Consider the following 13,973-nt stretch of genomic DNA (forward strand, 5'->3'; position numbering starts at 1 on the left):
AGACCGCCGTGACCGCGCCGCCTCGTTTTCTCAGCCCATTCGTGCGCACGCGCACCCGGCTGTCCCTGACCCTCGGCCTCGTGCTGGCCGCCCTGACCGCCGCCCTGCTGCCGTGGGGGCAGCCGGGCGCCTCTTCCCCGACCACCACCGGCGGCCGCACCACCGACGCCACCCCTGCCTCCACCGGCCCGCGCGACGAGGCCACCGCGATGGCCCAGGCCCAGCGCACGCACCGGCAGGTACTCGTCGACACGGCGACCAACGCCACCACACTGACCTGGGCACTGCCCAACGGCCGCTTCAAGACCCGGATCACGGCCACACCGACCCGGGCGAGGAACGCCGAGGGCGAGTGGGCCCCGGTCGACAACACCCTGAAGCGAACGGCCAAGGCCCCCCAAGGCCTTGGCATCGCACCCGCGAACCCGGCCGTTCCCGTCCGCTTCGCGAGCGGCAACGCCGAGAAGACGCGCGCCGACCGCTCGTTCGCCCGCACCGGGACACCGGGTGAGACGGTGCTCGCCGAGGTCGAACTGGACGGCCACGCCGTCGCGTACACCTGGCCGGGCGCGCTGCCCGAGCCGGTCCTCGACGGGCCGCGCGCCCTGTACTCCGAGGTCCTCCCGGGCGTCGACCTGCTGCTCGTCGCCCGCGAGGAGGGCGGAATGGCACAGGTCCTGATCGTCAAGACCCCCGAGGCCGCACGGCAGGAAGCGCTCAAAACCGTCTCGTACGGCCTGCGCTCCGCCGCAGCCGTGTTCCGCCAGGACCGCAAGGCCGACCGGGTCCAGGTCCTGGACACCGCCGGCAAGGAGATCGGCTCGATCCCCACGCCGTTCGCGTGGGACTCCAGCGGCCGTGACCCCGAACTGCCCGAGGGCACCACGAACCGTACATCCGTCGCCGGCCCGGCCGACGTGCTGAAGCTGTCCGGCCTGACCGGCATCGAACCCGGCGCGCAGTCCGCGCCGCTGCCGATCACCCTGGACGGCGAGGACACCCACACCGCCCGGCTCGGCCTCGGCTTCGCCGCAACCGGGCTGGCGGCACGCAAGGACGTCACGTACCCGCTGTTCGTCGACCCGCCGCTGAACCCCGGCTGGGACGCGTGGACGGTGGCCTACAAGCCGTACCCGAGCACCAGCTTCTTCAACGGCACCAACTTCTCCTCCGGCACCTCCGACGCCCGCGTGGGCCACGAGTCCGACACCGGTGGCACCGCCCGCTCCTTCTGGCGCATGGACTGGAACAAGACCATCAAGGGCGCGGCGATCACCAGCGCGACGTTCAAGGTGCTCAACAACCACTCCTGGTCCTGCACGGACCGCGAGTTCCAGCTGTGGCGCACCGGCGCGATCTCGTCCGGCACGACCTGGAACGCGCAGCCGAGCTGGTCCGACGAGATCCAGCGCAAGTCCTTCGCGCACGGCTGGTCGACCTCCTGCCCGGACGACTACGAGGCCTTCAACGTCAAGGACGCCGCCCAGTACGCCACCGACAGGGGCGATTCGACCGTCACCCTGGGCATGCGGGCGACGAGCGAGTCGGACACGCAGACCTGGCGCAAGTTCAAGGCGACCTCCGCGACCATCGAGGCCGTCTACAACCGCAACCCGTCTGAGCCCACCGGCGGTTCCTCGAAGCCCGGCGGCCCCTGCACGCCCGGCCCCGGCGCGGGCGTGACGGTCGGCAAGACCAACATCACCCTGTCGGTGACCGCCAAGGACCCCGACAGCAACATGAGCAAGGTCCGCTTCCGGTTCTGGAAGACCGGCGGCACGGTCCCGGCCGGTACCGAAATCACGATCGGCGCCTCCGGCGGCACCGCCACGTACACCATCCCGTCCAGCGATCCGCTGCTGAAGGACATCACCACCAACACCACCTTCTCCTGGGATGCCATGGGCAAGGACTCGGCGGGTGCGACGTCCACCAACTACCCGCCGGGCACCGAGCCCTGCCGCATCACGGTGGACCCGAGCGGACCGTCGCAGCCCAGTGTCACCAGCGACGTGTTCCTCAGGGCCACTTCGGACGGCGCCACGTGGGCGACAGTGAAGTTCGGCCTGACCGGACCGATCACCTTCGAATCGCCGGGGGCCGCGAGGTTCACCTACGCGTGGGGCGGGGTCAGCCCGATCTCGGTCAACGCCGACGCCAATGGCGTCGCCACCCTCCCCGCCCTGCGGCCGCTGAACGCCGGGCCCAACACACTCCAGGTCTACGCCTACGACAGCCTCGGCAACGCGAGCGCGCGGACGGACTACACGACCTACGTCCCGCCGAAGGACAACGCCGACGCCCCGGGCGACACGGGCGGCGACGGCACCCCTGACCTGCTCCTCATCGACAACACCGGCGTCCTGCGGACGTACCCGGGCCAGCCGGGCGGCGAGCTGTACGGCCAGCTGACGTCCTCGTACAGCATGGGCGCCGACGGCAAGGCGGTGCTGACCCCGGCCGGTCACTGGTACAGCGCGACGACCGGCAAGGCCGCGCTGATCGCGCACTACCAGGACGCCTACCCGGGCGACGGCACCACGGACCTCTTCGCCGTCAACCCGGACGGCACATTCTGGCTCTACCCGGGCGACGGCTACGGCTCGTTCGATGTCGACCAGCGGATGAAGATCCGCCTCCCGTCCAACGCGCCCGCGCCGTCCACCTGGACCCAGCTCAAGGCCATCGGCGACATCACCGGCGACAAGCTGCCCGACCTCGTCCTGCGCACCGACATCGGCTTCTGGGTGCTCTCCGGCTACAGCGGCGCCACCTTCCGGACCGCGACCTTGATGAACCCCGACGCCTGGGGCCGCCGCGACATCGTCAACCTGGCCGACATGAACAAGGACGGCACGCCCGACCTGCTCTGGCGCAACCTGGACAACGGCACCATGTACGTCCGGCACGGCAAGCCCGGATCCGTCACCGGCAGTGTCGACCTCAACTCCCTGATGCTGGCGGCCAACTCGCTCAACGGCGACGTCACGTTCGGCACCAGCTGGACCGAGGCCAACGTCGACGCGGCGATCGGCATCCCGGACATCAACAACGACGGCATCCCGGACATCTGGGCCCGGTTCCCGTCGGACGGCCACATGGCCATCTACAACCCGTCCACCACCAACACGAACGCACCGGTGAAGACCGTCATCGGGTCCGGGTGGACCGACAAGCTGGTCTTCGGTTGATCCGGCCCGTCTGACCCGGCCTGTTCCTCACGGGCCCGCACACACGGGTGCCCCGCACGCGATTCGCGTGCGGGGCACCCGTGTCCGCTGCGGCGGGTCAGACGACGACGTTGCCCTCGTGCAGCGCGCGGATCGCGTCCGCGTCGTAGCCGAGGTCCGCCAGCACCTCGTCGGTGTGCTCGCCCAGCAGCGGGGCGCCGATGATCTCGGGCTTGAAACCGGAGAACTTGATCGGGCTGCCCACGGTCAGGTAGGTGCCGCGCTCTTTCTGCTCGACCTCGACGATCGTGCCGCTCTTGCGCATGTCGGGGTCCTCGGCGAGCTCCTTCATGCTGAGGACGGGCGCGCAGGGCACCTCCCACGTGCGCAGGATGTCGACGGCCTCGTACTTGGTCTTGTCGGCCAGCCACTTCTCGATCTCCGCGAAGATCTCGAAGATGTGCGACTGGCGCGCCTTGGCGGTCGTGTACTCGGCGTCCTCGACCCACTCGGGCCGGCCGATGGCCTCGGCGGTCCGCTTCCAGTTCTGCTCCTGGATGGTGAAGTAGATGTAGGCGTTGGGGTCGGTCTCCCAGCCCTTGCACTTCAGGATCCAGCCGGGCTGGCCGCCGCCGCCCGCGTTGCCGCCGCGCGGCACCGTGTCGCCGAACTCGCCGTTCGGGTACTGCGGGTACTCCTCCAGGTAGCCGACCTTCTCCAGGCGCTGCTGGTCGCGGAGCTTGACCCGGGTGAGGTTGAGGACGGCGTCCTGCATGGACACCGACACCTTCTGGCCCAGGCCGGTCTCGTTGCGCTGGATGATCGCGGTCAGCAGGCCGATCATCAGGTGCATGCCGGTGTTGCTGTCGCCGAGGGCCGATCCGCTGATGGTCGGCGGGCCGTCCCAGAAGCCCGTGGTGGACGCGGCGCCGCCGGCGGCCTGAGCGACGTTCTCGTAGACCTTGAGGTCGTTCCACGAGGAGTCGTCGTTGAAGCCCTTGACCGAACCGAAGATCAGGCGCGGGTTGAGCTGGTGGATGTGGTCCCACCCGAGGCCCATCCGGTCCATGGCGCCCGGGGCGAAGTTCTCGACCAGGATGTCCGCCTCGCGGATCAGCTTCTCCATGACCTCCTTGCCCGCGGGGGTCTTGGTGTTGATGGCCAGCGAGCGCTTGTTGCTGTTGAGCATCGTGAAGTAGAGCGCGTCGAGGTCGGCGATGTCCCGGAGCTGGTTGCGGGTCACGTCGCCGCCCTGGGGGCGCTCGACCTTGATGACGTCGGCGCCGAACCAGGCGAGCATCTGGGTGCACGCGGGACCGGCCTGGACCCCGGTGAAGTCGATCACCTTGATTCCGGCGAGCGGCTTGTCACTCATGGTGGCTTCCTTCTGGTGAATGTGCGCGGTGCGGGAGGGGGCTGTGCGGATGCGGGGTGACGCGGGGGTGCGGGCGGTCACTTCTTCGCCGGCACGATGTTGCCGACGGTGATGCCCTTCGGGTTGAGGTGCGAGATGTGGCCGCTCTCGGTGCCTGCCGAGGGGTCGATCACGCAGTCGATGAGGGCCGGGCCGCCCGAGGCCAGCGCCTCGGTGAGGGCGGCGGTGACCTCGGCGGGGGTCGTCGCGCGGTAGCCCTTGCCGCCGAACGCCTCGATCATCAGCTCGTGGCGGGCCGCGGACATCAGGGTCGTCGGGGACGGGGCGTCGTCCAGCGGATTGACGTCGTCGCCGCGGTAGACGCCGCCGTTGTTCATGATCACGGTGACCACGGGCAGCTTGTAGCGGCAGATCGTCTCCAGCTCCATGCCGCTGAACCCGAAGGCGCTGTCGCCCTCGACGGCCACGACCGGCGCGCCGCTCTCGACGGCGGCGGCGATCGCGTAGCCCATGCCGATGCCCATGACGCCCCAGGTGCCGCTGTCCAGGCGGTGCCGCGGCACGTGCATGTCGATGACGTTCCGCGCGATGTCCAGGGCGTTGGCGCCCTCGTTGACGATGTACGTCTCCGGGCGCTCGCGCACGACGTCGCGCACCGCCTTCAGCGCGCCCATGAACTGCATCGGGTGCGGGTCGGCCTTCAGGCGCTCGGCCATCTTGGCGACGTTCTGCGCGGAGCGCGCCGCCAGCTCCTCGCGCCAGGCGGCGGGGGCGGCGATCTGACCGGGCTTGGTCCGCTCGGCGAGTGCTTCGAGTACCGACTCGATGTCACCGACGAGCGGGGCGGCGATGGGCTGGTTGCTGTCCATCTCCCTGGGCTCGATGTCCACCTGGATGAACTTCGCGTCGGGGTTCCACTGCGGTGCCTCGCCGTGGCCCAGCAGCCAGTTGAGGCGGGCGCCCACCAGCATCACGACGTCGGCCTTCTTCAGCGCCAGCGAACGGGCGGTGGCGGCCGACTGCGGGTGGTCGTCGGGCAGCAGGCCCTTGGCCATCGACATCGGCACGTAGGGGATGCCGGTGGACTCGACGAACTCCCGTACCTGCTCGTCCGCCTGCGCGTACGCGGCGCCCTTGCCGAGGACCACCAGCGGGCGCTGCGCGCCGGCCAGCAGCTCGATGGCGCGGTCGACGGCCTCGGGCGCGGGGATCTGGCGCGGCGCGGGGTCGACGAGACGGCTGATCGTCCGCGCGCCCTCGTCGGCGTTCATGATGGAGCCGAGCACCGCGGCGGGGATGTCGAGATAGACACCGCCGGGGCGCCCGGAGATCGCGGTGCGCAACGCGCGGGCGATGCCTCGGCCGATGTCCTCGACCCGGCTCACGCGGTAGGCGGCCTTGCAGAACTGCTGGGCGGCGGCGAGCTGGTCCATCTCCTCGTAGTCGCCCTGCTTGAGGTCGACGAGGTGGCGCTCGCTGGAGCCGGAGATCTGCACCATGGGGAAGCAGTTGGTGGTGGCGTTCGCCAGCGCGACCAGCCCGTTGAGGAAGCCCGGCGCGGACACCGTCAGGCACACGCCCGGCTTCTTCGTCAGGTAGCCGGCCGCCGCCGCCGCGTGTCCCGCGTTGCTCTCGTGGCGGAAGCCGATGTAGCGGATGCCCTGCGCCTGGGCGAGGCGGGCCAGGTCGGTGATCGGGATGCCGACCACCCCGTAGATGGTGTCGACATCGTTCGCCTTGAGCGCGTCGACGACCAGGTGGTACCCGTCGGTGAGCTCGGCCGGAACGTCGGCGGTCGCCACGGTCTCCAGTGGTGAGGGGGCGGTCATGGTCCGAGGTCCTCCTTGGGCAGGTCATGCCTGTGCGGCTGCTCGTCTCACCATCCGCAGCGCGCCTGCCCACGTCCAAGACCTATCGGCGACCAGCCCATAAGCGGCGTCTATCAACGCATGCCGCGGGGGTCCGGAGCACCCTTGATAGACGTCCGCTATCGACCGTTCACCAGCGCGTATTGGACGCGCACCGGGCGCCCCGCCCAGTCTCGCTGGGGAGACGGCTCACCGGACCAGGCTCATCGGACCTGGCTCGGCGGACGCCCGGCAGACGCCCGACAGACCTGGCTCAACGGACCCGGCGCCAAGGAGGTGCGGTCATGACCGTTCCGGCCGCAGCATCCGTGCGCGACCCGAACCGGTACCGGCCGCCGACGGTCACCGGCCTCGGCGGTCTCCTGGAACGCCAGGTCCGCGATCGCCCCCGCGCCCGTGCGCTGGTCGTCACCGGGGACCGGGTGGAGCTGTCGTACGGCGCGCTCGCCGCGCTGGCCGACGACGTGGCCGCCCGGCTCGGTCGTACGGGGCTGCGCCGCGGGGACGTGGTCGGCCTGGTGTGCGCCAACACCGTCGAGTTCGTCGTGGCGCTCCTGGGCGGGGCGCGTGCGGGGCTGGTGGTCGCGCCCGTGGACCCCGCTCTGCCCGGGTCCGAGGTCTCCGCCCGTCTTGAGGCGCTCGGGGTGCGGGCGCTGCTCGTCGGCCCGTCCGCGGGCGAGCCCGCGCCGGTCGCGCACGTCCCCGTCCCGGCCTGGACGTTGCGGGTGGCGGTGTCCCGTGCCGGTACGGCGTCGGCCGCGCTCGACGCCGGCGCGCCCGACCCGGCGGCCGCCCGGGGCGCGGCCCGCGAGCTCATCGCCGACGACGCCCTGGTCCTGTTCACTGCGGGAACCAGCGACCGGGCCAAGATGGTTCCGCTGACGCACGCCAACGTGGCCGCCTCCGTGCGGAACATCTGCGCCACCTACGAACTGGGGCCCGGCGACGCGACCGTCGCCGTGATGCCGTTCTTCCACGGCCACGGGCTGCTCGCCGCGCTCCTGGCCTCCCTGGCGAGCGGCGGCTGTGTGCTGCTGCCCGCGCGCGGCCGGTTCTCGGCGCACACGTTCTGGGACGACATGCGGGCGGTGGGCGCCACGTGGTTCACCGCGGTCCCCACCATCCACGAGATCCTCCTCGACCGGTCGGCGATCGACCACCCGGACCCCCGGTCACGGCCGCACAGCCCGCCGCTGAAGTTCGTGCGCAGTTGCAGCGCGCCCCTGAACGCGGCCACCCAGCGGGCGCTGGAGCGCGCACTGGGTGCGCCGCTGCTGTCGGCCTACGGGATGACGGAGTCCACGCACCAGGCGGCCAGCGAACCGCTGCCGCAACACGGGCCGTTGAAGCACGGTTCGGTCGGCCGGCCGACCGGGGTGGAGCTGCGGGTCGTGGGCCCCGGCGGGCGCCCCTGCCCTGCCGGCGCCGAGGGCGAGGTGTGGGTGCGCGGTGCCGGCGTCGCCCGCGGCTACCTCGCCGACCCGGCCGGGACGCAGCGCGGTTTCGGCGACGGATGGCTCCGTACGGGCGACCTCGGCACCCTGGACGAGGACGGCTACCTCTTCCTCACCGGGCGTATCAAGAACCTGATCAACCGCGGGGGCGAGAAGATCTCGCCCGAGCACGTCGAGGACGTCCTGGCCGGCTGTCCGGGGGTCGCCGAGGCCGCCGTGTTCGCCGTGCCCGACGCGACGTACGGTCAGCGCGTCGGCGCGGCCGTGGTCCTGTCGCGGGGCGAGAGCGCCGGGCCCGAGGAGATCCTGCGGTACTGCCGCACCCGGCTGGCGGCCTTCGAGGTGCCCGACCGGCTCGACGTCGTCGCCGCGCTCCCGCACACCGCCAAGGGCGGGCTCGACCGGGCGGCGGTGCACGCCCTGTACGCGGACCGGCCCCGCGGGCCCGGACTCACCTGACGCGGTGCTCGGCCGGCAGCGGCTCGTCGAAGAACTCGTCCAGCGACAGGCCCGCCGCGGCGGTCATGAACGCCCGGGCCGCGACCGAGCCGGGGGTCGCGGCGTGGATCGCGACCGACACCTGCGCCCTGGCGTCCGGCTCGACCAGGCGGACGGCCCTCATCCTGCCGAGCGGCGGCATCGCCCGCAGCCAGGTGTGCGGCACGATGCTCGCGCACGCGCCGGCGCCCACGCTGGCGTAGAGGGCCGCGACCGAGTCGGTCTCCACCTGGGGGGTCACCGCGACCCCGCTGTCCGCGAAGGCGCTGTCGATGACCTGGCGGATCCTCATGTCGGGGGTCAGCAGGGCGAGCGGCATCTGGGCCGCGTCCGCCCAGCGCATCGTGTCGGCCGGGGACAGCAGCTGATCGCTGGGCGCGAGGAGCATGTACCGCTCCTCGTACAGCGACATCACCTGGAGGTTCTCCCGGTCGTGGGGAGCGAAGTGGGCTATCGCGGCGTCGAGTTCGAAGGCGAGCAGCTGGCGGTGCAGCTCCGTGGTCGACAGCCGGGAGCGGACCTGCACCTTGGCCAGCGGGTGCGCCGCGCAGAACGCGGCGACGGGGAGCACGAGGGTCGTCGACGCCGTGGGTTCCGTGCCCAGCCGCAGGGTGCCGGTGATGCCGGACTGGACGGCCGCCACCTCGGCCTTGAAGGCCTCCTGCTCGGCCAGGATCCGCTTGGCCCACACGACGAGGCGTTCGCCCTCAGGCGTGAGGCCCTGGTAGTTGTGGCCGCGGTTGATCAGCGTGACGTTCAGTTCCCGTTCGAGCTTGGCGATCGCCGCCGAGAGCGCGGGCTGGGACACGTAGCAGGACTCCGCCGCCCGCGCGAAGTGCCTCTCCCTGGCCACCGCCACGAAGTACTCCAGCTGACGGAACAGCATGAACGACTCCTTTCTGCTGGGGCCGTGGCCGCGCCGGCGCTTCCTGCTGGAGTCGCAAGGCCGTCAGTGGTACCGCTGGTTGCGGTGTGGCCCGTCAGCTTACCGAGCGCGGTGTCGCGGCCCTCACGCGCGCCCGTCCGCCCCCGGTGCGGCCTCAGGACCCCGGCGCGGTCGCGCCGGGGTCCTGAGGCTGCACCCAATGCGCCGATCCTCGTCCGTATGCGGAATCGGGCTACGCGGGCGCCGTCTTCTGGGCGGTGTCGTCGATCTCCCAGCCCGCGGCGGCCCGTTGCGCCAGCAGGTCGGTGGCGGCGTGGACCGTGCGCAGGGCGGGTGCCTCGGCGCCGCAGATGTCGGCCATCTCCACCACCGCCGTCACGATGGCGTCGAGTTCCAGCTGCTTGCCGGCCTCCAGGTCCTGGAGCATCGAGGTCTTGTGGTGTCCGACGCCTTCCGCGCCGCGCAGCCGCTTCTCGATCGAGATGTCCGGGGTGCTGCCGACCCTGGCCGCGATGTCGAGGGTCTCCTCCATGAGTTGGACGACCAGCCGCCGGGTGTGCGGGTGGCGGCAGATCTCGACCATCGTCGCCCGGGTCAGCGCGCTGATCGGGTTGAACGCGACGTTGCCCATCAGCTTGATCCAGATGTCGTCGCGCAGGTTCGGCTCCACCGGGGCCTTCAGTCCGCCCGCGATCATGGCCTCGCTCAGGGCCGTGCACCGGTCGGAGACCCCGCCCCCCGGCTCGCCGATGGAGAAGCGGGTGCCCTCCAGGTGCCGGATGACACCGGGGGCCTCGATGACCGTGGCGGGGTAGACCACGCAGCCGATCGCGCGCTCCGGAGGCAGTACGGCGCTGGTGGCGCCGCCCGGGTCGACCGACTCGATCCGCCGCCCTTCGTAGGGACCGGGGAGTTGGTGGAAGTACCACCACGGGATGCCGTTCTGAGCGGCCACCACCGCGGTGTGCTCACCGAACAGGGGGGCGACCAGTGATCCGGAGGTCGGGTAGGCATGTGCCTTCAGGCCCAGGAAGACGTAGTCCACAGGGCCGATCTCGCCCGGGTCGTCCGTGGCGTCGGGCCGCGCCACGAAGTCGCCTCGCGGACTGAGCACCCGGACTCCGTCCGCACGTATGGCCCGCAGATGCTCACCCCGGGCGATCAGATGGACATCGGCGCCACCACGGTGCAGTGCCGCGCCCCAGTAGGCGCCGATCGCACCGGCTCCGAGGACTGCAATTCTCACGGCGGCTCCTCTCGATTCGAGCGGGAATGAATACTGTATGCAGTGCTGTCTCGCGATGTACAGTCCCTTCACGGAAAGGCGCACGCTCCAACGCCGGGCGGCGCCGGGCCCCATCGCGGTCCGGCACAGGGCCGGGCGGGCTCCAACGCCCCACAAGGCGGCACAACTCACACCCCCGGCTGGTTGGCCGGGCACTCAGCGGGGGAAACCTTCGCCGCACACGCTGTGCCGCGCGCCACCGCGCGTCGCAACCGGCACACCGTCGCAAAAAAACGCACCGCTGGGCACGTCCGCCGGCGGCTCGTGGTGAAGGCCCACGTCAGGGCGGTCGGCCAAGGCAAGCGCGAGACGGCCGACGGCACAGCTGACGACGGCAGCGGTATGTCAGTCGGAAGGGACGGAACAGGAGAGCGATGTCGGATTCACCACCACAGCAGATCGGTGTCGTCACCGAGTCCACCGCCGGGGAGACCCGCGTGGCGGCCACACCGGACAGTGTCCGCAAGCTCCTGGGCCTCGGGTACGAGGTCGTCGTGGAGTCGGAGGCCGGATCGGCCTCGGGCTTCTCCGACGACGCCTACACCGGGGCCGGCGCACGGATCGGCGACGCCTGGCGGGCGGACGTCGTCCTGAAGGTCAACGCGCCCTCGCAGGAGGAGATAGCCAAGCTGCGCGACGGGGCGACCCTCGTCGGGCTGATCGGTCCCGCCGTCAACCCCGGGCTGCTGGACGAGCTCGCCCGGCGGCCGGTCACCGTCCTGTCGATGGACGCGGTGCCGCGCATCTCGCGGGCCCAGTCGATGGACGTCCTCAGCTCGATGGCCAACATCGCCGGGTACCGGGCGGTGATCGAGGCCGCCCACGTCTTCGGGCGCTTCTTCACCGGTCAGGTCACCGCGGCGGGCAAGGTGCCGCCCGCGAAGGTCCTCGTGGCCGGCGCGGGGGTGGCCGGCCTCGCGGCGATCGGCGCGGCAGGCAGCCTGGGCGCGGTCGTCAGGGCCACCGACCCGCGGGCCGAGGTCGCCGACCAAGTGCGCTCGCTGGGCGGGGAGTTCCTCGCCGTCGAGGTCGAGCAGCAGGCGAGCGGCGACGGGTACGCCAAGGCGACGTCCGAGGCGTACGACCGGCGCGCGGCCGAGATCTACAGCGAGCAGGCCGCCGATGTCGACATCGTCATCACCACCGCGCTGATCCCCGGCCGCCCGGCGCCCCGGCTGATCACGGCCGCGGACGTGGCGTCCATGAAGCCCGGCAGCGTCATCGTGGACATGGCCGCGGCGCAGGGCGGCAATGTCGAGGGCACGGTCAGCGGCAAGGCGATCGTCACCGACAACGACGTGACGATCATCGGCTACACCGACCTCGCCGGCCGGCTGCCCGCCCAGGCCTCTCAGTTGTACGGGACCAACCTCGTCAACCTGCTCAGGCTCCTGACGCCCGGCAAGGACGGGCGGCTGACGCTGGACTTCGACGACGTCGTCCAGCGGTCGGTGACCGTGGTGCGCGACGGCGAGAAGACCTGGCCGCCGCCGCCCGTGCAGGTGTCGGCCGTGCCCGCGCAGCCGGCCGCCGCGGCCCCCGCCGCGACGGCCCCGCAGGCCAGGGCGCCCCGCCTGACGCCCGCCGTCCGCTACGGACTCGTCGGCCTCTGCATGGTCGCGATGTTCCTCCTCGTCGCCTTCTCCCCCGCCCAGCTCATCGGCAACTTCACGGTGTTCGCGCTCGCGGTGGTCATCGGCTACTACGTCATCGGCAAGGTCCACCACGCCCTGCACACCCCGCTGATGTCCGTCACCAACGCGATCTCCGGAATCGTGGTGGTCGGCGCGCTCCTGCAGATCGGCCACGACGGGGTGCTCGTCGCCGTGCTCTCGCTCGTGGCGATCACGCTGACCACCGTGAACATCTTCGGAGGATTCGCCGTCACCCGCCGCATGCTCGGCATGTTCTCGAAAGGCTGAGGATCGATGACCGCAACCACGGCCGCACAGGCCGCCGACATCGTCGCCGCGCTGCTGTTCATCTTCAGCCTGGCGGGGCTCTCCCAGCACCGCACCTCCCGCGCCGGAGTGGCCTACGGCATCGGCGGCATGGCGCTGGCGCTCGTCGCCACCGTCGTCGTCGCCGCACGGGACATCTCGACCGGCACCGTCCTGCTGATCGTGGCCGCCACGGCCGTCGGCGGCGCCGTGGGCCTGTGGCGGGCCCGCAAGGTCGAGATGACCCAGATGCCGGAGCTCATCGCCGTCCTGCACAGCCTCGTCGGCCTGGCCGCGGTGCTGGTCGGCTGGAACAGCTACCTGGAGGTCGAGGCGCACGGCGCGGAGCAGACCCGGATCGCCGCCGACCTGCTGCGCATCCACCACGCCGAGGTGTTCATCGGCATCTTCATCGGCGCGGTGACCTTCACCGGCTCGATCATCGCGTTCCTCAAGCTGTCGGCCCGCATCAAGTCCCGTCCGCTGACGCTGCCGGGGAAGAACGCCCTGAATCTCGGCGCGCTGGCCGCCTTCGTGGCACTGACGGTCTGGTTCGCGGTGACCCCGAGCCTGGGGCTGATGATCGCCGTCACCGTCCTGGCGCTCGCACTGGGCTGGCACCTGGTCGCCTCGATCGGCGGCGGCGACATGCCCGTCGTCGTCTCGATGCTCAACAGCTACTCGGGATGGGCGGCAGCGGCAGCGGGCTTCCTGCTCAACAACAACCTGCTGATCGTCACCGGCGCGCTGGTGGGCTCCTCCGGCGCCTATCTGTCGTACGTCATGTGCAAGGCGATGAACCGGTCCTTCATCTCGGTGATCGCCGGCGGATTCGGCATCGAGGCGGCGCCGAGCGGCGACGCCGAGCAGGGCGAGCACCGCGAGACCAGCGCCGAGGAGACCGCCGAGCTGCTGGAGAACGCCACCTCGGTGATCATCACCCCGGGCTACGGGATGGCGGTGGCGCAGGCCCAGCACCCGGTGGCCGAGCTGACCCAGGCGCTGCGCGAGCGCGGGGTGAAGGTGCGGTTCGGCGTGCACCCGGTGGCCGGCCGGCTTCCCGGGCACATGAACGTGCTGCTGGCCGAGGCCAAGGTGCCCTATGACGTCGTGCTGGAGATGGACGAGATCAACGACGACTTCACCGACACCTCGGTGGTGCTGGTCATCGGCGCCAACGACACGGTGAACCCGGCGGCGCAGGACGACCCGTCCAGCCCCATCGCCGGCATGCCGGTGCTGCGGGTCTGGGGGGCGGAGAACGTCATCATCTTCAAGCGGTCCATGTCCTCGGGGTACGCGGGCGTGCAGAACCCGCTGTTCTTCCGCGAGAACAGCCGCATGCTCTTCGGGGACGCGAAGCAGAGCGTGGAGAACATCCTGCGCGCGCTGAGCGCGCCGGACCCCGGGTCCGCGGCGTCGCGGCCGGGCGGCCCCCGTACGGCCCAGCAGCCCACGCACGCCTGACGGGCGCCGCGCACGGCGGTGCGGGCGGGG

At 71.3% G+C, this 13,973-nt stretch carries 8 protein-coding genes; 4 read left to right on the forward strand and 4 right to left on the reverse strand.

Going from position 1 to position 13,973, the window contains the following annotated elements; genetic code table 11:
• The first annotated feature begins 8 nt into the window (after positions 1–8).
• Positions 9–3,191 carry a DNRLRE domain-containing protein gene (locus RV983_RS07960; RefSeq protein ID WP_475985077.1) on the forward strand — a complete coding sequence of 1,061 codons (3,183 nt, stop codon included), beginning with the start codon at positions 9–11 and terminating at the stop codon, positions 3,189–3,191.
• Positions 3,192–3,288: 97 nt separating this feature from the next.
• Here RV983_RS07960 and frc read toward each other — a convergent pair whose 3' ends face one another.
• Together frc and oxc are read right to left on the reverse strand one after the other, a co-directional pair.
• Entirely contained in the window at positions 3,289–4,545 is a 1,257-nt protein-coding gene (gene frc / locus RV983_RS07965; protein ID WP_475985078.1) for a formyl-CoA transferase, read from the reverse strand.
• Positions 4,546–4,622: 77 nt separating this feature from the next.
• Positions 4,623–6,374 (reverse strand): oxalyl-CoA decarboxylase, encoded by a 1,752-nt coding sequence (gene oxc, locus RV983_RS07970; RefSeq protein WP_475985079.1) that lies wholly within the window; start codon positions 6,372–6,374, stop codon positions 4,623–4,625.
• Positions 6,375–6,697: 323 nt separating this feature from the next.
• Here oxc and RV983_RS07975 point away from each other — a divergent pair, with 323 nt between their 5' ends.
• A complete protein-coding gene (locus RV983_RS07975) occupies positions 6,698–8,326 on the forward strand; it encodes a FadD7 family fatty acid--CoA ligase (RefSeq protein ID WP_475985080.1) in 1,629 nt (542 codons plus the stop codon).
• On the opposite strand, the gene RV983_RS07980 is transcribed toward RV983_RS07975, so the two are convergent.
• Positions 8,319–9,251, reverse strand: a complete 933-nt coding sequence (locus RV983_RS07980) for a LysR family transcriptional regulator (protein ID WP_475985081.1) — start codon at positions 9,249–9,251, stop codon at positions 8,319–8,321. The genes RV983_RS07975 and RV983_RS07980 overlap by 8 nt on opposite strands.
• 232 nt (positions 9,252–9,483) lie before the next feature.
• The gene (locus tag RV983_RS07985; RefSeq protein WP_475985082.1) at positions 9,484–10,497 is read right to left on the reverse strand and encodes a 2-dehydropantoate 2-reductase; all 1,014 of its coding nucleotides are present in this window, start codon (positions 10,495–10,497) and stop codon (positions 9,484–9,486) included.
• A 413-nt stretch (positions 10,498–10,910) separates the two neighbouring features.
• Between RV983_RS07985 and RV983_RS07990 the strand changes: the two genes are divergently transcribed.
• Positions 10,911–12,458, forward strand: coding sequence for a Re/Si-specific NAD(P)(+) transhydrogenase subunit alpha (locus tag RV983_RS07990; RefSeq protein WP_475985083.1), 1,548 nt, complete (start codon positions 10,911–10,913; stop codon positions 12,456–12,458).
• 6 nt (positions 12,459–12,464) lie between these two features.
• Positions 12,465–13,943, forward strand: a complete 1,479-nt coding sequence (pntB, locus tag RV983_RS07995; RefSeq protein WP_475985084.1) for a Re/Si-specific NAD(P)(+) transhydrogenase subunit beta — start codon at positions 12,465–12,467, stop codon at positions 13,941–13,943.
• The last annotated feature ends 30 nt before the right edge of the window (positions 13,944–13,973 follow it).

Source organism: Streptomyces sp. RLA123 (genome assembly GCF_056270165.1).

Bases quoted from the DNA above. Each gene is read 5' to 3' on its own strand.
- pntB (WP_475985084.1), top strand. From the start codon at position 12,465: ATGACCGCAACCACGGCCGCACAGGCCGCCGACATCGTCGCCGCGCTG.
- RV983_RS07975 (WP_475985080.1), top strand. From the start codon at position 6,698: ATGACCGTTCCGGCCGCAGCATCCGTGCGCGACCCGAACCGGTACCGG.
- RV983_RS07980 (WP_475985081.1), bottom strand. From the start codon at position 9,251: ATGCTGTTCCGTCAGCTGGAGTACTTCGTGGCGGTGGCCAGGGAGAGG.
- oxc (WP_475985079.1), bottom strand. From the start codon at position 6,374: ATGACCGCCCCCTCACCACTGGAGACCGTGGCGACCGCCGACGTTCCG.
- RV983_RS07990 (WP_475985083.1), top strand. From the start codon at position 10,911: ATGTCGGATTCACCACCACAGCAGATCGGTGTCGTCACCGAGTCCACC.
- frc (WP_475985078.1), bottom strand. From the start codon at position 4,545: ATGAGTGACAAGCCGCTCGCCGGAATCAAGGTGATCGACTTCACCGGG.